Below are 21,069 nucleotides of genomic sequence, written 5' to 3' on the forward strand. Positions count from 1 at the left end.
AAACGTCACGCTTCAGCGGAATGCTCAAAGGCGAGCGCACCGGAATATGCTCTGCAGGAGGTCCGGACCTTCGTAAACAAAGTTCTCGACGATCAAGCGCCCGGCGGTCCCGAGTTTCGAGGGACGCCACCGCGAGGGTTTCAGGTACAAGACGGCCCGAGGATGGGCTTGCCGCAAGAGAACGGACTTACCAGTGGGATGTTCAGCGACGCCGATGCAGATGTCTGGAATGATCACGACATCAATTGTCGCGGCAACTTTGGCTGGCCTGCTCCTCGGGTTCCGTAGATCCAGCGCATTCCGCTTCAGGATCGGTTCGAACCGGAGCACGCCCTCGGTCAATGGACTGACCGGCAAACCCTGAATGATCGGTCGTGAGCCGACATCTGTGAACAAGCGGTGTGGTCGATTGCTATCACCCATGTGTTGCGCGCAGGTACCTTATGGCAGTGGATGAACTGGATTTGATGGTTTTACGGCTGGCGGTCGAAAGCGTCCGCTCGCTCTCCTTAAGCTTCGCTGAAAAGGCCGCCGAGGTAGCCACCAGGAGCCGCGGCATCCTGCTTTTCGACGTGCGGGTCGACGGTGACGCGGAGGTCCAGCGGGTCGCAGCCATCCGATATCAGGGCGACCAGATCGGCGTGCTGGCGTTGGACAGACAGGGTCTTGTTACCCACCAGTGCATCGTCAACGGTACGTTCTCACATTTCACTACGCCCTTGGAGAACTGGCACAGCATGCCCCTGTCGATGCAGGCCAAGATCGATGCCAACGGCCATGCCAGTCTCTTCCTAGGGGCCTTGCGAAATGCCGGACATTTGCTGGGCAGCTAGCATTTGGCTAGAATGCATCTGTGAATTTTTGCATGCGCATCGCTGCCGCGGCGGTCGCGGCAAAGCGATCGCCGCGATGATGGCGATCAACGCGCGGGCGTTGCATCGATGCGCGATCGTTTAGACAGAGGTCTCCGCCTGGCATCGAGCAACATGCACGGAGGACGCAAAGCGCAAATGCATCAAGTATTTGAAGGGACGAGCCCCTCGCGCAAATGGAGCTTGCGCTGCCGTTGTCATTCCATCGTGCCGCCGAACTCGGGGGCGTGACGATCGACCACGACGGCCTATTTTTTTGCAAAGCCGAATGTCCCGATTCCGAAGCCACGAAAAAACTCCGATCACAGCGAAGAATAGTAACAACACGGGCGACGCAAGCCGCCTTGCCGTAGCAGGGGAGGTGCTTGCGGTGCTCTCACCGACACGAGATCGCAAATGGCACATGGGTGAGCACCAGAACTGGCGACACCCATGGTGATCGGCTTGACTCGCTGGAGGAAGCACAAGGCTCAGCGGGCAGAGGCGCAAGCGACGGTCGGACACTAGCTGGCTGCTCGGGATCTGATCGAGGCGTAGTCGGACAAGGAAGCGTAGTGCCCTACCTCGATGTTCCTAGAAGCGCGCCGGCAGCCTGGCGGGGGGGCTTGGGGTTAGACTGCCGGCGCACGCCACTCATGAAGAGCGGCCCCTTTTTGCTGTTCCGACACCCATAGTCAACCCGGCAGCGTCTGGATGCCCGCTGTGCTCTTTTCAGAGCGGCGCGCGATGCCGGCCATGTCGGCCGATCCTGCCTAGTCTAGTTTCCATCCATAAACGGCAACTGTTTGATTTTGTTTAGTGAATCGTAGCTTTGCGCGAGCGAGGCCCGGCGGTTTCAGGTATCTTGGATCATGCCACTGAGTCCAAATCCCTGCCACCGCCGGAGCCGACAATGCGCCAAGAACGCACCGTCCAAGCCAATATATTCGATGTTTTCGCCACGCACGAGATCGGCCACGAGTTGAAGGCGATGTCGCGATGGCTGGACGAGCATCGCAATCTGCTTGGCTTGGTGGCCCGCGATTTGGTCCGGGTCGGCGTCAAGGCTACGGGACGGCAGGGCCTGCCGGCCGAAGCGGTGTTGCGCTGCGCGATCCTCAAGCAGTACCGGCAACTAAGCTACCAGGAGCTGGCGTTCCATCTTGAGGACTCCGCCTCGTTTCGCGCCTTTGCCCGCCTGCCATGGTCGTGGAGCCCACAGAAGTCGGTGCTGCAAAAGACGATCAGCGCGATCCGGCCCGAGACCTGGGAGGCGATCAATCGGACGCTGCTGTCGAGCGCGCGGCAAGCGAGGCTGGAAGATGGCGCGGTGGTGCGGCTGGACAGCACCGTGACCTCGGCACTCATACACGAGCCGAGCGACAGCAGCCTGCTTTGGGATGCTGTGCGGGTCATGGTGCGCCTGCTGAAGCGGGCCGATACCTTGGTCGGCGGCTCCGGCTCATCATGGTGCGATCATTGCCGCGCAGCCAAGAAGCGCAACCGCAAAATCCAGTTCACGCGCGGTCGGCCCAATCGGGTCCAACTCTACCGCGAGCTGATCGCAATCACCCGCGCGACCTTGGCCTATCTGAAGCAGACGAGCGAGCGACTGGTAGTGGCGAGCACTCCGTCCATCGCACTGTGGCAGGCTCAGGTTCGTCACTTTCGGCCGCTGATCGAACGCATCATCAGACAGAGCGAGCGGCGGGTGTTGGCCGGCGAGCCGGTGCCAGCCGGCGAGAAGTTGGTCAGCCTGTTCGAATCGCATGCCGATATCATCGTCAAAGGCAGTCGCGACACCGAGTACGGCCACAAACTCAACCTGACCACCGGCAGGAGCGGCATGATCCTCGATCTGGTGATCGAGAAAGGCAACCCGGCCGACAGCGACCGCTTGCTGCCGATGCTGGAGCGTCACATCGACCTCTATGGTCAAGCGCCGCGGCAAGCGGCGGCCGATGGCGGCTTCGCCACCCGCGACAACCTGGCCACAGCGAAGGCGTGGGGCGTCTCCGACATGGCCTTCCATAAGAAGGCCGGCCTCAGGATCGAGGACATGGTCAGAAGCAAGTGGGTCTATCGCAAGCTCCGCAACTTCCGCGCCGGCATCGAAGCCGGCATCTCTTGCCTCAAACGCGCTTACGGCCTGGCACGCTGCACCTGGCGCGGGCTTGACCACTTCAAGGCCTACGTCTGGTCCTCGGTCGTGGCCTACAACCTCGTCCTCTTCACTCGTCTCAAGTCAACCTGATTCCGCGCAAGGTATCGCGCTTGCGTCGCGCCGGCCATTTGCCGGCCCTCATGGCGTGCGCCTGATGTGCCGATGACATCATTTTCTCGACAATCAGCGCTCCCAACCCTGACTATGTCCGTCAAAAGGCCTATCCAGTACGGCACAAGCCATTGTAAACGCTGCAAAATGCGCTCGTTTGTGGACGGAAACTAGTCTAGGATGGGGGGCCACTCTCGTCGGCCGAGTTGATGCTCCAGCCAGTATCGCCTTGCCGACCAGCATGAGTTCGCTGTTAGCAATCCATCGTCGCGAGCCGATGCTATCGTGCACGTGTCGCAGCACTCCGGGCGGCTATATCGCCTAAGACAGCATGACGAAGCGTTCCAACTTCGTGTTCGGCGAGCCCGTGTGCAGTTCCATCGGACAGTGGACGAGAATTCTCTTGGCGGTACTGCGCCAGAAGGCATTCGCGTCCAACGGAATCAAGCGACGACTATCAGCCGCAAACTTCACATCACAAGAGCGGTCTTCCACCCATTGCAGATTATCCGACTGATCAGGCGGCGTCCGATATGTCCGCCTCTGCCTCAAGAATTCCCACAGGTATGGACAGCGATCTTGCTATCCGATCCCGATAGCCCTTGTTGTACCTCACACCCCGCTCGATGTTTTGGATTTCCTCAGCGGCAAGCCCGCACGCCACCGCGAGGTCCTCGATTGAATACCCAAGGTGCTCACGATAAGCGCGGATGATGTGGGTCCCCTGCGACATAGCCGTCAAGACTGGCTCGGGAATGCGCGAATCCTTCATAAACATCTCCAAGAAGATGGGAGCGCCTGACAAATCGGGAGATTTCCTCCCCGACCCTGGCGCACACCCAGCAAATCAAAAAAATGGACGTCCATTCGGCCGGACCGGCCTCATCCATGGAATGGGCCACTTGAAATTGGCAGCCGGGTCGGAATATGGCGGCTCACCTGCTTCTGATCAAGTTCTAAGAACCTGCCCACCCTGAGATGGCCTGATCGGCTGTAGCGCATTCGACCTGCGATCCTACACGACTCACTCTCGCCGATGGCTTCTTGAACAGCAACTCGAACTCCCCCTGACGCCTCCAGTGGCTATTCGCGGCACCGTCCACCCAGCCTCGCGGACGCTGATACCTTCGACCAATTTCCACCGCCGATGCAGCGAAAGACGCGCTTGTGCTTGAATCACACATCGATCACCGCTGTTAACGAAATTTTTTAAGCCGCCGATGCTTGTTCGGAGACCGAAAGGATGGGGCGCCCGAGGAAACAGCCGAAAGGGCCGCGCGCTTTTGTGCTGACGTCGGCTTGAGCAAGCTCGATCCGGCTGCCCTGTGCAATCGCCCGACCGGCCGAAAAAAGGATGGCGATTGTCATGATGCGGCGACGGCGAGTTTCCCGAAATTGCAGCAATGGTCATCTGGTTCATCCGGGCTTCGGATCCAGACAGGGGGTAGCGCTTTCGATGGACGAGCATCGCCACCTATAAAGGTTCGCAATCATTCGACCGTGACCGATTTTGCGAGATTGCGCGGCTGGTCTACATCTGTGCCCATGAAGAGCGCCGTGTGGTAGGCAAGAAGCTGTATCGGCAGCGAGAAGATCATCGGCGCGATAATCTCGTCGACAGCCGGCAGCACGAGCGTGTGCATAGTGTCGAGTTTCGATGCGGCTGCCCCTTTTTCATCGGTGATGAGGATAATCCGCCCTCCACGGGCAGCCACTTCCTGCATGTTGGAGACGGTCTTGTCGAAAAAGCGATCATGGGGCGCGATGACGATCACTGGCATGTTGTCGTCTATCAATGCGATCGGACCGTGCTTCAATTCACCCGCCGCATAGCCCTCGGCATGGATGTAGGAAATCTCCTTGAGCTTCAGCGCACCTTCCATCGCTAGCGGGAAACTGGTGCCACGGCCGAGATACAGGACGTCACGACACTTTGACAGTTCGCGCGACAGGAACTCGATCTCCGGCTGGATGCTGTTGAGTACCTGGCCCATTACGCGCGGCACTTCGGCGAGGCTCCTGACGAGCGCCTGCAGCTCGTCTTCGGTTACGGTCCCGCGGGCTCTGGCGGCGCCGATGGCGAGTGCGGCTAGAACGGCAAGCTGGCAGGTAAACGCCTTGGTGGAGGCGACGCCGATCTCCGGTCCGGCAAGGATCGGGAAGACCGCATCGGCCTCCCGAGCGATGGTCGATTCGCAGGCATTGACGATAGCGCCAATTTTCAGCCCACGCTCCTTGCAGTACCTCAACGATGCGAGCGTATCGGCGGTTTCGCCGGACTGCGAAATGAAAAGAGCCGCCGACTGCGGCGACAACGGGATCTCGCGGTAACGGAATTCGGACGCAACGTCGATTTCAACCGTCAGGCGCGCGTAGCGCTCGAACCAGTATTTTCCGATCAGTCCGGCGAGATAGGCGGTCCCGCAGGCCGAGATCGCCAAGCTCGGGATCCTGGCGAAATCGATGCCAGAAACCATGTCGGCGCGATTCTCTATGATGTTGCTATAGTGACGGAGAGCATGAGCGATGACTTCGGGCTGCTCGCAGATTTCCTTCTCCATGAAGTGGCGATGATTGCCCTTGCTGGCCAGATCGGCCGCGGCCGTGGAGGTATGGCGCGGACGCTCGACGGGGTGGCCGTCGAAATCGAAGATATGGGCGCCCGAATTGCCGACAACGGCCCAGTCGCCCTCGATGAGATAGGTAATTTCATTGGTGAAGGGAGCGAGCGCGATCGCGTCGGAGCCCAGGAACATCTCGCCGTCGCCGTGACCGATCGCCAGCGGTGGTCCGTTGCGCGCCGCCATGATGGTCGACGGATCATCTTCGAAGAGGACGGCAAGCGCATAGGCGCCCCTGACGCGTTTCAGCATGGCACGCATCGCCTCTTGCCGCCTCATGCCCTCCCGGCGGTGTCTTGCCAAGAGATGCGCGACGACCTCGGTGTCGGTGTCGGTCTGGAACTCGGCGCCAGCCGCCGCCAATTCCTCCTTCAGCTCGGTGAAATTCTCGATGATCCCGTTATGGACGACGGCGACACCGTCGGTAAAGTGCGGGTGCGCATTGCGTTCCGTCGAGGCCCCATGGGTTGCCCAACGCGTATGGCCGATGCCGATGTTGCCGCTCAGCGGCTCTTCCTTCAGTCTCCTCTCGAGATTGACGAGCTTGCCCTCGGCGCGCCGGCGGTGCAAGGCACCTTCGGTGATCGTCGCAACGCCGGCGGAATCATAGCCGCGATATTCCAAACGCTTCAATGCGTCGACCAACCGATCCGACACCGGCTGTTGCCCAACGATGCCAACAATCCCGCACATGTTCGTCTTCCCATTGTTGCCGGCAGCTTCAGCCCACGCGAGACGGATACCCATCCGGCCGCTTTCATTGGGGATCTTGTAGTAGTATTCGGTAATATTGGTACAATTGATTGTAGGGATAACTATCATCCAGCCCATGGATGAGCCCCTGATCTAAACTTCTCGTTGCGCCTGACGCCCTCATGATCGAAAGCAAGCCCACACCCCGCGGCACGAAGGAACAATCGGCCATGCGCGACCATCCCGGCTACGCACCTGACACGAAGCGCCGCCGCTCGTGATCACGCGGTGATCGGCATGATCACAAGCACTGTAGTTAGGCAGCATCAGCGACGCATGATCGGCATCATCATCATCGGCAGCGTCGGCGCCGTCGGCATGATTCACGTGTTCGTCACGTTGATCATAATCATCGTCGCCGCCGATCCAGTTTCTGATTGCCTGCCGCTGTTGACGCGGCTTTCGCCGGTAGAGCTTAGCCCGCGATGGCCTATCAATACGCTGTTAGTCGGCATGGCCGAAACCGAGAGTCAGGCGGCGCACGCCACAGAGCACGTTCAGCGACCGTTTCACTCAACGCCGGCTTTCTTGGGGTTCGTAACGGTCAACAGGATTCTCGGGGCATGAATGCACTATCACGAAAGCGTTGGTTCTCAGTGCTTCGTCCGTCTTACTCAAACCCGATTCCCGCAGCGGAAGAACTAGCCGCCTTGATGCACGGCGATAAGCTTTTGACGGCCTGAAGCGACGTTGTGGTCGTCGTTGCGGTGCTTTTCCACGCGCCTCGTCAGGCGCCGGGATTGCTCCGTTGTGATGGCAGGCGGGGGTTTGCAGGTTGCGGTCGACGGGTTCGTTTCGGGGCGTCAGCGCCCCATCGTTATGTCGCGAGTTGGGGGATGCGATCGAGGACGATGCGCAGGATGCGCTGGTCGGGGCAGAATGTCGGCAGGTGCAAGCGGATTTGCGTCTTCATCTCGACCACCCGCGCGGCGATCTTGATGAGGCGCAAACGCAGCGTGTCGAATTGGGCGACGGCAAAGCTGGAACGCTTCGGCATCGCGGCGCGCAGGCTCCACATCATCCAGTAGGCGCCGGCATGCAGAAGCCGGAACTGGTTGGCTGTGGCTCTGGTGCAGGATGTGCGGTCGGCGGCGAGATGCGTCTTCCACGATTTGATGTGGTTCTCGGCCGCTCCGCGCCGGCAGTAAAGGTCCGCGTAGAGCGCCTTGGCCTTGCCACCGGCCAGATTGGTGACGATGAAGCGGGTGTCAGTACCTTGGGCACTGACCTCGACGCGGGCGATGATGCGCTCGACGCGGCTCCAGCTGGCGGCGCCGTCAAAGAACTCCTTGAACCTGCGGACCTTGCCTGTCTTGGCCGACGCTTCGAAGCGCGCCGTCGTGCTGGCCTCCAGATCCGCGACATGCTTGCGCAGGGTCGTGGTGGGCGCGAGGCCAAAGATGAAGTCGACGTCGTTGGCGCGGCACCAGTCGATGACCTGCGGGTTGCAATAATGGCTATCGCCGCGGAGCAGGATTCGAATGTTCGGCCAGTTGATCCGGATCGCCCGCACCAGACGGCGCAGGTGGGGGCGGATCTCAGCCCCACTCGGCCGCTTGGCCGGTCGCAGGATCGCGCTGACGAACCGTCCCGCACCATCGAACACGACGATCGGCTGGAAGCCGTACTCGTCATGGTGGGCATTGAACAGGCGAAGCTGTTGGCCTCCGTGCACAGCGTCGAAGGTATCGTCAATGTCGAGTACGATCCGCTTCGGCACCTGCCGGAACGAGGCGCAATAGAGATCGACCATCGCCCGTCCCATCGCGACCAGCTCCCGCACGCCGGGTAGGTTCTCCAGCCGGCACAGCGTCGATTGCGACGCCAGATCCCGACCCGACGGCAGCGCATCCTGGGCCATCTTGAAGACCGGATCGCGGCGCAGCCGGTTGGCGTCGAAAGCCGATCATGTCCGCCAGGCTGTAGACGACCTGGTCCGGGCAGCGCGGATCGTCGATGCAACGCGCCAGACGCTCGGCCACCCGCAACCGCTTTTCCACCTCGGCCAAGGCCAGAACGCCGCTGTTGGACGACAGCATGCCGCCGTCGAAACGGGCGACGACGGACTTGCCGCCGACTGATGACAAACCGCTCAGCGGCAGCGCAAGATCGTTCATGGTAGGTGTGGTCTCCGGGAAATGGTTCGGATCGGCTTAAGCAACCAAATCCTACGTCATTTCAGCGGCTTGCGCCACATCCACCAACCCCCATGAATTTGGTTAGGTTGATGCGGCGTGCCGCCGCCGTGAGGCCGCGCTCGCTCAGCAGCGCGTCGAGAACGACGAGAAGATTCAGATCGAGCCCTTGAAACGCATGTCTTAGCTATCCATAGCGTGGATGCATTTGATTGGAACAAACGATTTTACCAATTTTCCGGAATGTCGCATGGACTTGGCAGGACCTAACGTGCGCCGATCACTGCCTCTATCGCGTGGCGAGTCCCTTGAGAAGAGCCCGAAAGAGGAAATCTGTCGCGTGCGGTGGAGATTGTACTGGGAATGAGAGGCAGCGCTCCGATCATGTCGAACTCTCCGACGAATGGTGGACCGGTACAATGGTTGATCGCAATGGTCCGGAGCTATGAAACATCTCGATTACATATGAGGTGCCGAGTGAATACGCTGACAGCACCCACCGTCGCAGCGTTTAGCTGACGTTTGACGACGGTTCCTATCCATTTACACGCAGATTCTTGATGTGCTGCAAAAGCGGGAGGCCGGCGACTTTTCTTCCTCATCGGGCTGACGCCGCAGAAGCCGGAACTCGTCCGGTTCCTATGGGCATTGGGCTTGGTCGGTCGCACAGGCTCTATGAGGGGCAATTTTGGCAACGCGACGCGACTCGGGTTTTGAACGACGCCGAAAACGCAAGCTGGAAAGGAACAAGATGGCAGATCAACTCGCCAACGAAATAATCGCCATGATCAAGAAGCGCGCCGCGTCGGAGGGCGGCATAGCGCCTGCCACGGGCGGCGAGATAACGGCTGCCACGGGACTGACTTCGCTCGGTATCGATTCACTGGGATTGGCGGACGTTCTCTGGGACCTGGAGCAGGCCTACGGCATCGAGATCGAGATGAATACGGCCGAGGCATGGTCGGATCTCCAGAATGTTGGGGACATGGTGGAAGCCGTGCGCAGCTTGCTCGCTAAGGGGGTGTGAATGGACAGGCGCGTCGTGATTACTGGGATTGGCGGAATTTGCGGGCTTGGGACCAACGCCGCCGCCATTTGGAGAGAGATGCGAGAAGGCTGCTCCGCCATCGGCCCAATCGTCAACTCCGAGCTCCATGAATTGAGGGTCAGGATCGGTGCCGAGATCAAGGCGCTGCCGGAGCATGACATCGACGGCAAGCAACTCATCTCCATGGACCGCTTCAGCCTGCTCGCTGTGCTTGCGGCGCGCGAAGCCATGCGTCAGGCCGGACTTTCCTCCAAAGAGGGAAATAGCTATCGCTTCGGTGCGACGGTGGGCGTTGGCGGCTGCGGGTGGGATGCGATCGAGCAAACCTACCGCGCCATCCTTCTGGGCGGTAAGCGTGCCGCTCTCTTGACTGTACCCAAGGCGATGCCGGGTGCCGCTGCCGGCCAGGTCAGCATGAGTCTCGGCCTGCGCGGGCCGGTCTTCGGCGTCACGTCCGCCTGTTCCTCGGCAAACCATGCGATTGCCTGCGCGGTGGACCAGATCAGGCTCGGCCGGGCCGACGTGATGCTTGCCGGCGGCAGCGAAGCGCCGCTCATATGGGGTGTGCTGAAGGCATGGGAAGCGATCCGCGTGCTTTCGCCCGATACTTGCCGGCCATTCTCGGCCGATCGCCAGGGCCTGTCGCTTGGTGAAGGCGCCGGCATGGCGGTGCTGGAAAGCTACGAGCATGCCCTGGCTCGGGGCGCCACCATCCTTGCCGAAATTGCCGGTGCCGGCCTTTCCGCCGATGCGTCCGACATCGTCGCGCCGACTGTCGAGGGGCCGGAGGCAGCAATGCGGGCCTGCCTTGCCGATGCCAGGCTGGACGCCGAGGATGTCGACTATCTCAACGCGCACGGCACCGGCACCAAGGCCAACGACCAGATCGAGACGGCGGCGATCAAGCGCGTCTTCGGTCAGCACGCCTTCTCAATGTCCATCTCTTCTACCAAGTCCATGCACGCGCATTGCCTCGGCGCGTCCGGCGCGCTCGAGTTGATCGCCTGCGTGATGGCTATCCGCGAGAGCGTCGTGCCGCCGACTGCCAATTATCGTGAGCTGGACCCCGATTGCGATCTCGACGTCACGCCCAATGTGGCACGCGAGCGCAAGGTGCGCGTGGCACTGAGCAACTCCTTCGCCTTTGGCGGCACGAACGCGGTTCTGGCGTTCAGGCAGGTGTAGAAGCCATGAGAGATGCCTCCGGCAACATTATCTCTCGCATCCAGATGCTTGCCGGATAACTATTGTGAAGGGCGGGTCATTGACCGCCTCGGCGAATGCGGGAAGTGGCAGCGGAAGCTCGACGATCCGGGGGTATCGTCTTTGCGAAATTCTTAACTGTTGAAGCGGCTTGGACGTACCGCCGCCCCGTAAAAGGTAAGCGAGGCCCTGCGGGCTCGGCTTGAGGGTCTGAAGCTGTACACGAATGTCTGGAAGCCGCAGGGTCGGCTCTGCGCCCGTTATAGTCGCCTGAGTGCTGCCGGCAAGAAGCCACCGGTGGTCATGGCCGAGATCGTGCATGAGATGGCCCCTTCTTGTGGACCATCGGGCGAGAGGTTTCACCATCATAGCGGTCTCGAACCAACGTGCGGCACAGCGCCGGGGGCGGAGCCACGGTGGGGAACTCCCGTCGGTGGTTATGTGGCCGAGCCAGTCCGCGCGGCGCCCTCTCCGATAGGGTTAGAAGGGTTCAGCTAGGGTCAGGACCCATTAATTTGTTGAATTGATCTCTGTTGGGTGATTCAAGGTGGCAGGAGGTGCCGCCTTGAGTGATTTGCTGATGTTGACGCCGGAGCAGATGCGCCGGATCGAGCCCTATTTTCCTTTGTCGCATGGTGTGCCGCGTGTAGATGACCGCCGGGTGCTGAGCGGCATCCTGTTCGTGATCCGCAATGGTCTTCGCTGGCGAGATGTCCCTTCCGACTACGGTCCGCACAAGACCATCTACAACCGCTTCATCCGCTGGAGTCGGCTGGGTGTGTTCAACCGCATCCTGGCGGAACTGGCCGCGCAGGGCGGCGAAACGGACAATCTGATGATTGATGCCACCCATCTCAAAGCGCATCGCACTGCCGCCAGCCTCCTTAAAAAGGGGCTCTATCCCGATGTATCGGACGCAGCCGAGGCGGACTGACCACCAAGCTGCAAGTGGTCTGTGACGGCAAGGGACGTCCGCGGCTGCTGCATCTGAGCGAAGGGCAGGCCAATGATCACAAGACTGCTGCGGCAGTGATCGAGGATTTGCCCGCCGCCAAATCCCTGCTCGCCGATCGGGCCTACAGTTCAACGGCCTTCCGCCAGGCGCTCGTCGAGCGCGGTATCACGCCATGCATCCCACCCCATGCCAAGCATCGTGTTCAGCACAGCTACGATCCTGTCCTATACCGACAACGCCACAGGATCGAGAACATGTTCGCACGCCTCAAAGACTGGCGACGCATCCACACCAGATACGACCGATGTGCTCACACCTTCCTGTCGGCGATCGCCTTCGCTGCAGCCTTCATCTTCTGGATCAATGAGTCCTGACCCTAGCTAGGCGCGTGTCACGTTTTGTATAAGGCACAATAGCAGTGAGAAATGGAGATTGATGCCTGCGCGTTTTCGAATAAGACAATCACTAAGCTGTCAGCGGAATTACATCAGGAATTGTCTATAGCCGCCGCCCATCAGGTAGCGGCCACGTTGGATGGCGCGACGCACCTGATCGCGAAGATGGCTACCTGGATGAGACCAATCTTCTTCGACACGGCGTCTCCCGAACAGGGCAATGGCGATCTCCTGATGAGATGCTCCCGCAAGCGAGCCATCCAAAGCCTGGAGCACGAGACGCAGACGCGCTCCGCGGGGCTCCGGCGGAAAGCAAGCAGCTGCCAGGCGGCCGCAACCATTGATGTCGTTCAGGAACTGAAGGGCAGCGACATGGAACTTCAGGTGCTGCGGCTGCACGATCGCGTCGACATATAGCCGCAACGGGCGGAGAACGGATGCACCGGAAAGGGCGATCTGCAGACTCCGGCAGTCCTCCCTCAGCAGCACGTGCTGCACGCCGGCAGGTGTCAGCAGGATGTCCTTGCAGCATGAGAGCGAAGAAAGATCAAGCGGTTCAAAATCGCGGTCGAGCCCAACCGGCTCCGCGGCCGCTCGTAGGATACGGGCGCAGTCGCGCGGATCCCAAAAAACCCTTGCCGACGTAGCGTCCGACTGTGGCGCGTCCGCGAAAAAGGAGGCTCCATTGTCTTAGGAAAGATGATCCTGTCGTCAACTCGATTATCTTCATGTCGGCCTGGGCTCCGACAATGCAGGCGGACGGTGCCATTTTGGCGTGGTCGCGCTGGAATTGTGGATTGCGCCGAAGAAACTCCCAGGCCCAGGCAGTGCGCGGCAATCGTCTGGCGTAGTGGTAAGCTTCGTGACGACGCCAGTCCGGCCAGCATTCAAGACCGACCGTCGCTTCCTTGGGCAGACCAGCATCCTTCACGGCTCAGGTGTCCACAATGCCGACGGGCCTAGAACCGGTTGCCACAGTACCGGTCCGCTCAGACGTCCCCTGCTGCGGATGCGCAAAAGGCTCGCGCGGGAAATCTCGAGAAACCCGGCCACCGCCTCCGTTTTGCCGACGGACTTGGGTTGTCCGATGCGCGACAATGGCCACGTCGCGAGGCGAAGGATCCGTTCCATGCGCGTATCCGTCACCGTTACTATCCGGGTCAGATCCTTGGCCAAGCCGAACTCGATCATGCCCGCGAAGAGCTCGTAGGTTGCCTGGGCCAGCCCGCCCGCTGCCTTGGGCGCCGACGGAGGGAGATCGAGCGCGAAACGACTGCTCTCCCATATGTCGGCAGTCGAGGGCATGACGTCAGCACCCAGCAGCACCGGGAACGTGTCGCGCAACATTGTGGGTCCGGTGCTGGGCAAAAGACGCACGCAACCGCGAATTCGCCAGTCGGATCCCCTGAGGAGCAGATAGACAGGCTTCAGACCATCAAACGGGTCTGTTTCCATCTGGTCTTCGGTATCAACTTCCCAATCGAGCCTTTCCTTGAACACCCGAAACCTGAGCCCGTGCATCTCTTTGAGCTCGCTTGCGAACTCGTTGTAAAGGTCTGGTGTTATCAGCTGCATCATGGTCGCCTCCGTGCGGGATGTGTTCCCGCCATCGAAGGGCAAAGCTGGCAACGATGCAGCCTGTAGAAGTTTACAGCTATCGTGGCAGAAGAATCAGGATCTCGCCTGGCCGGAGGCAACCAGTCGTGCAACGGCCTGGTTGATCGTTCGAACGCCAAGCTTTGCCTTGGCGTTTTCCAGATGAAAGGTCACGGTGCGCTTTGAGACGCCGAGAAGCTGGCTGATAACCCAAGCCGACTTGCCGCGCGCCGCCCATTTCAGGCACTCGAACTCCCGCGGGGTGAGCGTTACACCATCCACCACGCGATCGTCGGCGAGCCTGCGCCGGACATGGATATGAAAGTTGATGGCCACCAGCTGCAATGCTTTTTCGTAACGTGTCAGTGACCGCAACAGAGGCGGGCGGGACTCGTCGGAAGCAAAGGTCAGGGCAGCAAACCGGCCGCAATGATCATGCATGGATATCGTCAGGCCGCCGCGGATGCCAAACTCAGCCGCACTCTCCAGAATTTGTTGCTGCGAATTCGGCAGACAGTGCCGAGCGCGATCCACACCCCAATCGAAGGTATCCCAGCCTTGCAGCCCGCGCAGGATGACCGGATCAAGACTGTGGTACCGCTGTTGCAGATAACGTGATGTCCAGGATGATGGATAGTTTGAGATCAATTGCGGGGCGTCGCCGGAGGCCGACGGGTAAGTGAAATAGGCGAATAGCGGAAAATCGAAGCCGGCTGCAGCGGATGCCATTGCCTCACGGAGATCGGCAGCATCAACACTTGCAGACAGTTGCTCGACGAAGTTCTCAAACACGCGATGCATTTGAGCTTTGCGTAACCTCCGTGATCGCTCGATGCCAGGCAGAGACCTTGTTTTAAACAATCCCGGACGGATACAGGGCGTGCCGAGGACCCCGTTAATCTGGTGAAACCCGTGATATTCTGACGTTGTCTATGAGACGTGTGCCGCCGAGCCAGGCCGCGACAAGCAAGCGTGCCGGTTGGTCAAGGCTTGTCATCGGTCGCAGATCTGCCTCGTCGCGAAGTTCTAGGTATTCGACCTCGCGATAGCCTGCAGCCAGAATTGCTGCGCGCGCTTCGGCAAGCGTTGGCAGGACGGGCGAGCCGCGGGCAAGCCGCTCAGCCGTCTCGAGCAAGACCGATGGTAGCTCGGGGGCAACAGCACGCTCTGCTGGCGAGAGCCGGACATTGCGCGATGATAGTGCAAGACCGTCGGCTTCGCGGATTGTCGGACAAGGAACAATGGTGATTGGAATATCCAGGTCCCGGGCCATACGCCTGACTAGCTGAAGCTGCTGAAAGTCCTTTTCGCCAAAGAAGCCGAAGTCAGCGCTGGTCTGCAGGAAGAGCTTGGAGACGACGGTCGCCACGCCATCGAAATGTCCCGGCCGGAAGGCACCGCACAGACCCTCGCTGACACCGGAGACCGAAACGGTCGTGGCGAAGGCCGCCGGATACATCTCCTCTGCATCCGGCGCATAAAGCAGGTGCGCGCCAAGCGGTGCCAGCTTGGCGGCATCCTCGTCCTCAGTGCTCGGATACGCGGCGAGATCGGCCTGGCTGTTGAATTGCTTCGGGTTGACGAAGAGCGTCACGATCACCCGGTCGGCCTTCACGAGTGCCGCGCGCACCAGGCTGAGATGGCCCTCATGCAGGACGCCCATCGTTGGCACGACGGCAATCCTCACGCCCTCGCGGCGCCATGCGGCGACGATTTGGCGAAGCTGGGCAACGCTCCTGACAATCGGCACGCTCACGCTGCTTCTCCGCTCTTGGTGGCGTCCGCGTCGGCGGGCTTGGGCGCATCGGCAAACACGTGCTCGGCGGCCGGAAACTGGCGCTCCTTCACTTCCCGCGCATAGGCCGCGATCGCAGCCGCAGCGGCCTCCCCCAGTTCAGCGTAGCGCTTGACGAATTTGGGCCGGAAGTCGCCGAAGAGGCCCAGCATGTCGTCGACGACGAGAATCTGGCCGTCACAGGCTGCCGAGGCACCGATGCCAATGGTCGGGGTCGCCACCTCCCCGGTAATCCGGCGGGCGAGCGCCTCGGGAACCTTCTCCAGCACGACCGCAAAGGCGCCCGCTTCGCTCACCGCAAGCGCGTCGCGCCTGATGCGCTCGGCATCCCCGCCTCTGCCCTGCACGCGGTAGCCACCGATGGTGTTGATCGCCTGCGGCGTCAAGCCGACATGGGCCATGACCGGCACGCCGCGCGCGGCGAGGAAGCCGATCGTCTCTGCCATCGTTTCGCCGCCTTCGAGCTTGACGGCCCCGCAGCCGGTCTCGGCCATGACGCGCGCGGCATTGCGGAAAGCCTGCTCGGGGCTTTCCTCGAAGGAACCGAACGGCAAGTCGACGACCATCAGCGCCTGCTCGAGGCCACGGCGCACGGCCTGGCCGTGCGTGATCATCATCTCCAGCGTCACACCGAGCGTGGAGGGCAGGCCGTGGAGAACCATGCCGACGCTGTCGCCGACCAGCACCACATCGCAATGGGGATCGACGAGCCGGGCGACTGGCGTCGTGTAGGCGGTAAGGCAGACGAGCGGCGTCCCACCTTTACGCGAACGAATATCCGGCGGTGTGATCGCCTTGGTGTCACCAAACGCACTCAATGGAACCTCCTTCCCCAACGTTACCAACCGCGGGTGTCGCGTTTGCCACATTTTTGTGCAAGTGCGAAGAGCTAAAAATGGCCGTGCAGCTTTGCGGTGTTGACGTGCTGACAGGCGCGCTTACAGTTAAATCGATTCAGGCGCCCCCGAGCTGGCCAACCACTTTCGCGAACATGGACGATCAGGCAAAAGGACCCAGGAAAGACAGAGCCGCCGTCAAGGCCGACGAAGTCAAAGTGGACCTGATCGCCTTTGTCGTCGCCGTAAACGACGGTGAACCCTGTGTCCTCACCATCGGCCAGGCGGACACCCTGCCCTCCGGACCATTTGCGCTTGAGCACCGATCGCTGCAATCCGGTTTGAGGGGGTGGGTCGAGCAGCAGACCGGCCATCCGCTGGGGTATATTGAGCAACTCTACACCTTCGCCGATCGGGATCGCATCGGCGCCGAGCGCCAGCAGCGCGTCATCTCCATCAGCTATCTCGCATTGACCCGCAAGGAACAGGCAGCTGGCTCGCCCAAGTGCGGCTGGCAGAGTTGGTATGAATATTTTCCATGGGAGGACCACCGCTCGGGCACGCCTCCGGTCGTGCTGGACGTTCTGCGACCGCGCCTGATTGAATGGGCAGACGGCGTCAGCGACGCGGCCGCGCGACGTGAACGCTGGCAGCGGGCGACGATAGCCTTCGGCTTCGACGACCGCTTTTGGAACGAGGAACTCACGCTTCAACGCTATGAGTTGGTCTACGAAGCAGGCCTGGTCCAAGAGGCCGGAAGCGGACGGGACGCGACGCCGCCTCCGCTGGTGCCCAGCAAGTCTATGGTCGCCGATCATCGCCGCATCGTGGCGACCGGCATTGCGCGGCTGCGCTCCAAGATCAAATACCGGCCGGTCGTCTTTGAGCTGATGCCGCCGGTCTTCACGCTTTTGCAGCTGCAGCGAACCGTGGAGGCGCTCGCCGGCAGGCTCATCCACAAGCCGAACTTTCGCCGCCTGATCGAGCAGCAGGAGCTGGTCGAAGAGACCGGAGAGGCCACCACGGAGACCGGCGGCCGGCCAGCGAAGCTTTACCGGTTCCGCCACGCCGCTCTCGACGAGAGGGTCATCGCCGGGACAAAATTGCCGCTGGCGCGGGGTTGACATCCCTTATACTCACAGCAAGTATATGCTGGTTATTTTCAACTAGAGTATAAGCTGGAGGGGTCGATGAGCGCCATGCTGCCGACGGCCGCGTTTCTCTACGAGCGCGTCCGACGAGTGATCCCGCCGATCGAATGGCCGGCTTTCGTCGAGGATATCGAGGCGATCCTTGCATTGAAGCGCGAGCGCAACGCCATCATCCTGGCGCACAACTATCAGACGCCCGAGATCTTCCATTGCGTGGCCGACATCGTCGGCGACAGTTTGGCACTGGCCCGCAAGGCTGCGACGATTGAGGCGCAAGTCATCGTGCTGGCCGGCGTACATTTCATGGCCGAAACGGCCAAGCTGCTCAATCCGCAAAAGACGGTGCTCATTCCCGACCTGCGGGCAGGCTGTTCGTTGGCGGAATCGATCACGGCAGAAGACGTGCGCTTGATGCGCCAGCGTTATCCCGGCGTGCCGATCATCACTTATGTCAACACGTCGGCCGAAGTGAAAGCCGAGTCGGATATCTGCTGTACATCCGGCAACGCCAAGGCGGTCGTCCAATCCCTTGGCGTTCCCCAGGTGATCATGTTGCCGGACGAATATCTGGCCCAGAATATCGCCGCCCAGACCGATGTGCAGATCATCGCCTGGAAAGGGCATTGCGAGGTGCATGAGCGCTTTACACCGGCCGACATCCGCGAGTTGCGCGAAAGCCATCCCGGCGTGATCGTGCTCGCGCATCCCGAATGCCCGCCCGACGTCGTGGCTGAAGCAGATTTTTCCGGCTCGACCGCTGCCATGTCCGACTATGTCGAAAGGCAAAGGCCGGCACGTGTCGTGCTGATGACGGAATGTTCGATGAGCGACAACGTCGCGTTAGCGCACCCAGAGGTCGAGTTCATCCGGCCCTGCAATTTGTGCCCGCACATGAAGCGGATCACGCTTGCCAACATCCGCATGGCGCTCGAGCAGAACCACCATGTCATAACCATCGAACCCGGGATCGCCGGGCGCGCGCGGCTTGCGGTCGAACGGATGCTGGCAATTTGAGCGCCGATATCCGCAGCTTCTTCGGGCGGCCCATCATCGTCGGCGGCGGCATCGCCGGACTGATGACCGCGCTTCAACTGGCGCCGGAGCCGGTGCTTCTTCTGTCCAGGACGCTGCTGGGAGCTGACAATTCGAGCACCTGGGCACAGGGTGGTCTGGCTGCAAGTTTCGGCGAAGACGACGATCCAGCACTGCACCTGGCCGATACACTTGCCGCCGGGGATGGTCTCTGCGACACAGACGTGGCGAGCCGCATCCTCCAAGCCGCGCCCAAGGCGATAGAGGGGCTTGCGGGCTTTGGGGTTCCTTTCGACCGTACGCCGAAAGGTTCACTGTGCCTCGGATTGGAGGCCGCACACAGCCGACGTCGCATCGTTCATGCGCATGGTGACGGCACCGGGCGTGAGATCATGCGTGCCCTGATCGCGGCTGTGCGTTCCACTCCGTCGATTGTTGTCGTGGAGGGCGTGGAAGCGCGCCGGCTGGCGGTGCGAGAGAATGCGATCCGAGGCGTCTGGGCGAGCGGCTCGACAGGACCTGTCTTCTTCGGCTCACGGCGGGTCGTCCTCGCCACCGGTGGGATCGGGGGACTGTTTCTCGACACCACCAATCCTTGGGGCAGTTGCGGACAGGGCCTGGCGCTTGCGGCCCGCGCTGGAGCTGTCCTTGCCGACCTCGAGTTCATCCAGTTCCACCCGACCGCGCTTGACGGCCCGGAACGCCCTATGGTGCTGATCAGCGAGGCCGTCCGCGGCGAAGGTGCTGCCCTGATCGACGAAACCGGCCAGGCTTTTCTCCAGAACGTGCCAGGGGCGGAACTTGCGCCTCGTGATGTCTTGGCGCGCGCCGTCTGGAACCATCTTGCCAACGGCCACCGTGTTTTTCTCGACGCGCGGCAACGGCCTGGCCCGGAATTTGCTCGACACTTCCCGACAATCGCATCAGCCTGTCGTGGAGCCGGCATCAATCCCGCGCGCGATCTCATCCCCATTCGTCCGGCCCAACACTACCACATGGGTGGCGTTGCCGTGGACTGCTCCGGTAGGACGTCCGTCAAGGGGCTGTGGGCCTGCGGCGAAGTCGCTTCGACAGGACTGCATGGCGCCAACAGGCTCGCCAGCAATTCCTTGACCGAGGCCGTCGTGTGCGCGCGCTGGGTCGCTGAAAGTGTTGCCGGAACGCCTGCTCGCAGAACAAAGCCTGCGTTTGCGGACGTTTACCCATCGCCCGCTCCGATTCCGGTGCGTGTTTTCCTGTCGCGCGCACTCGGCATCGTCCGGGATGGTGAAGGTTTAAAAGCAGCCGCACGTGCCTTATTGCCGCTCGCCGATAGCAAGGACGCGGCCTCGGATCCGGCGGCTGCCGGGCTGATGATCGCGGTTGCCGCCCTGTTGCGCGAAGAAAGCCGCGGCGCTCATTACCGGACAGACTTTCCTCATCATGCGACTGTCGCCCGACGGTCCGAAATCACCCTCGAAGCCGCCTTGGCCGCTGCGCGGGAACTCGGACACTCGCCAAGCCTCGAAGGGGCAAAGTGATGACGCTCTCACCGCTTCCCACGGTCATGCTTGAGCCGCTTGTAAGGGCAGCTCTTCTTGAAGACCTTGGCAGAGCCGGCGACTTGACCACGGAGGCCATCGTCCCGAAGGAACGCCAAGCGGGAACCGTGCTGGCGGCGCGCCAGTCCGGAGTTGTCGCCGGCCTCGATCTGGCGATGCTCGCTTTCCGCTTGATTGATCCTGATATCGAAATCTCGGTGGAGCGGGCAGACGGCTCCAATGTCATGGATGGAGAGGTCATTGCATCAGTGGTTGGCCCTGCCCGGGCCATTCTCACAGCCGAACGGACGGCACTCAATTTTTTGTGCCATCTGAGCGGCATCGCTACAGCAACGGCATCGATCGTCGCTGCGGTTCGTGGATATGGCGCGAAGATCGTCTGCACGCGCAAGACGACGCCCGGATTGCGGGCAGTCGAAAAGTATGCGGTGCGCGCAGGTGGCGGATCCAATCACCGCTTCGGCCTCGACGACGCAATTCTGATCAAGGACAACCACATCGCCATCGCAGGCGGCGTTCGCCCGGCGCTCGAGCGAGCACGAAGACGGGCCGGTCATCTCGTCAAGATCGAGGTCGAGGTCGATACGCTGGCCCAGTTGGAGGAGGTACTTGGCTTCGCTCCCGATGCGGTTCTGCTCGACAACATGTCCCTCGCCGATCTTCGCCGCGCCGTCGCAATCGTTGGCGGCCGTGCTATCACCGAGGCTTCTGGCGGGATCGCATCCGATACAGCGCGAGCGATTGCCGCGACCGGCGTTGATCTGATTTCAGTCGGCCGACTGACCCACAGCGCGCCGATCCTGGATATCGGCCTCGACTATTGGGGCTCATGATCGCCTGAGGAACGAACAGGATCGAATCAACTGTCCTTTCCGATCGTCA

At 61.1% G+C, this 21,069-nt stretch carries 18 protein-coding genes and 2 pseudogenes; 10 read left to right on the plus strand and 10 right to left on the minus strand.

The genetic code is table 11. From position 1 onward, the window contains the following. The first annotated feature begins 443 nt into the window (after positions 1–443). Positions 444–833, plus strand: coding sequence for a hypothetical protein (locus tag NKJ72_RS27590; protein ID WP_023679620.1), 390 nt, complete (start codon positions 444–446; stop codon positions 831–833). 931 nt (positions 834–1,764) lie between these two features. Further along, complete coding sequence (locus NKJ72_RS27595) at positions 1,765–3,105, plus strand: ISNCY family transposase (RefSeq protein WP_352480272.1); 1,341 nt, start codon at positions 1,765–1,767, stop codon at positions 3,103–3,105. Between the two features lie 538 nt (positions 3,106–3,643). On the opposite strand, the gene NKJ72_RS27600 is transcribed toward NKJ72_RS27595, so the two are convergent. Together NKJ72_RS27600 and glmS are read right to left on the minus strand one after the other, a co-directional pair. After that, entirely contained in the window at positions 3,644–3,898 is a 255-nt protein-coding gene (locus tag NKJ72_RS27600) for a helix-turn-helix domain-containing protein (RefSeq protein ID WP_031212627.1), read from the minus strand. A gap of 718 nt (positions 3,899–4,616) precedes the next feature. Then, positions 4,617–6,440, minus strand: a complete 1,824-nt coding sequence (gene glmS, locus NKJ72_RS27605; RefSeq protein ID WP_352480273.1) for a glutamine--fructose-6-phosphate transaminase (isomerizing) — start codon at positions 6,438–6,440, stop codon at positions 4,617–4,619. A 336-nt stretch (positions 6,441–6,776) separates the two neighbouring features. Here glmS and NKJ72_RS27610 point away from each other — a divergent pair, with 336 nt between their 5' ends. Further along, a complete protein-coding gene (locus NKJ72_RS27610) occupies positions 6,777–7,067 on the plus strand; it encodes a hypothetical protein (RefSeq protein WP_352480274.1) in 291 nt (96 codons plus the stop codon). A 250-nt stretch (positions 7,068–7,317) separates the two neighbouring features. Here the strand turns inward: NKJ72_RS27610 and NKJ72_RS27615 are convergent. Further along, positions 7,318–8,617, minus strand: a pseudogene (locus tag NKJ72_RS27615) (IS1380 family transposase). A gap of 769 nt (positions 8,618–9,386) precedes the next feature. Between NKJ72_RS27615 and NKJ72_RS27620 the strand changes: the two are divergent. Both NKJ72_RS27620 and NKJ72_RS27625 read left to right on the plus strand, forming a co-directional pair. After that, positions 9,387–9,662, plus strand: a complete 276-nt coding sequence (locus NKJ72_RS27620; protein ID WP_023679611.1) for an acyl carrier protein — start codon at positions 9,387–9,389, stop codon at positions 9,660–9,662. Next, complete coding sequence (locus NKJ72_RS27625; protein ID WP_352480275.1) at positions 9,663–10,868, plus strand: beta-ketoacyl-[acyl-carrier-protein] synthase family protein; 1,206 nt, start codon at positions 9,663–9,665, stop codon at positions 10,866–10,868. It begins immediately after the preceding gene. Here NKJ72_RS27625 and NKJ72_RS27630 read toward each other — a convergent pair. Continuing rightward, positions 10,855–11,019, minus strand: a pseudogene (locus tag NKJ72_RS27630) (LysR family transcriptional regulator); the annotation flags it as partial. The gene NKJ72_RS27625 and the pseudogene NKJ72_RS27630 overlap by 14 nt on opposite strands. Before the next feature lie 432 nt (positions 11,020–11,451). On the opposite strand from NKJ72_RS27630, the gene NKJ72_RS27635 reads away from it, so the two are divergent. Beyond that, positions 11,452–12,215 (plus strand): IS5 family transposase gene (locus tag NKJ72_RS27635; protein ID WP_352480276.1). Its coding sequence is split into 2 segments (ribosomal slippage): positions 11,452–11,791 and positions 11,791–12,215, totalling 765 coding nucleotides; the frame shifts between segments, so codons are not numbered across the junction. Between the two features lie 108 nt (positions 12,216–12,323). On the opposite strand, the gene NKJ72_RS27640 is transcribed toward NKJ72_RS27635, so the two are convergent. From NKJ72_RS27640 to panB, 6 genes are all read right to left on the minus strand, one after another. Further along, positions 12,324–12,734, minus strand: coding sequence for a DUF2285 domain-containing protein (locus NKJ72_RS27640; protein ID WP_084641649.1), 411 nt, complete (start codon positions 12,732–12,734; stop codon positions 12,324–12,326). A 58-nt stretch (positions 12,735–12,792) separates the two neighbouring features. Next, complete coding sequence (locus tag NKJ72_RS27645) at positions 12,793–13,167, minus strand: transcriptional regulator domain-containing protein (RefSeq protein WP_352480277.1); 375 nt, start codon at positions 13,165–13,167, stop codon at positions 12,793–12,795. Beyond that, positions 13,164–13,814: an acyl-homoserine-lactone synthase gene (locus NKJ72_RS27650; RefSeq protein ID WP_352480278.1), complete on the minus strand. Its 651-nt coding sequence runs from the start codon at positions 13,812–13,814 to the stop codon at positions 13,164–13,166. The genes NKJ72_RS27645 and NKJ72_RS27650 overlap by 4 nt, the downstream gene beginning before the upstream one ends. 93 nt (positions 13,815–13,907) lie before the next feature. Further along, the gene (locus tag NKJ72_RS27655) at positions 13,908–14,633 is read right to left on the minus strand and encodes a LuxR family transcriptional regulator (RefSeq protein WP_352480279.1); all 726 of its coding nucleotides are present in this window, start codon (positions 14,631–14,633) and stop codon (positions 13,908–13,910) included. A gap of 94 nt (positions 14,634–14,727) precedes the next feature. Then, positions 14,728–15,588 (minus strand): pantoate--beta-alanine ligase, encoded by an 861-nt coding sequence (gene panC / locus NKJ72_RS27660; protein WP_352480280.1) that lies wholly within the window; start codon positions 15,586–15,588, stop codon positions 14,728–14,730. Continuing rightward, a complete protein-coding gene (panB, locus tag NKJ72_RS27665) occupies positions 15,585–16,445 on the minus strand; it encodes a 3-methyl-2-oxobutanoate hydroxymethyltransferase (protein WP_352480281.1) in 861 nt (286 codons plus the stop codon). Before panB ends, panC begins: the two co-directional genes overlap by 4 nt. A gap of 173 nt (positions 16,446–16,618) precedes the next feature. On the opposite strand from panB, the gene NKJ72_RS27670 reads away from it, so the two are divergent. From NKJ72_RS27670 to nadC, 4 genes are all read left to right on the plus strand, one after another. Beyond that, a complete protein-coding gene (locus NKJ72_RS27670; RefSeq protein ID WP_352480292.1) occupies positions 16,619–17,587 on the plus strand; it encodes an NUDIX hydrolase in 969 nt (322 codons plus the stop codon). A gap of 66 nt (positions 17,588–17,653) precedes the next feature. Then, the gene (gene nadA / locus NKJ72_RS27675; RefSeq protein WP_352480282.1) at positions 17,654–18,628 is read left to right on the plus strand and encodes a quinolinate synthase NadA; all 975 of its coding nucleotides are present in this window, start codon (positions 17,654–17,656) and stop codon (positions 18,626–18,628) included. Further along, entirely contained in the window at positions 18,625–20,166 is a 1,542-nt protein-coding gene (locus NKJ72_RS27680; protein ID WP_352480293.1) for an L-aspartate oxidase, read from the plus strand. Before nadA ends, NKJ72_RS27680 begins: the two co-directional genes overlap by 4 nt. Beyond that, positions 20,166–21,020, plus strand: coding sequence for a carboxylating nicotinate-nucleotide diphosphorylase (gene nadC, locus NKJ72_RS27685; protein ID WP_352469119.1), 855 nt, complete (start codon positions 20,166–20,168; stop codon positions 21,018–21,020). The genes NKJ72_RS27680 and nadC overlap by 1 nt, the downstream gene beginning before the upstream one ends. The last annotated feature ends 49 nt before the right edge of the window (positions 21,021–21,069 follow it).

It is taken from the genome of Mesorhizobium sp. M0045 (assembly GCF_040323385.1).
In the GTDB taxonomy this organism is placed as follows: Bacteria; Pseudomonadota; Alphaproteobacteria; order Rhizobiales; family Rhizobiaceae; genus Mesorhizobium.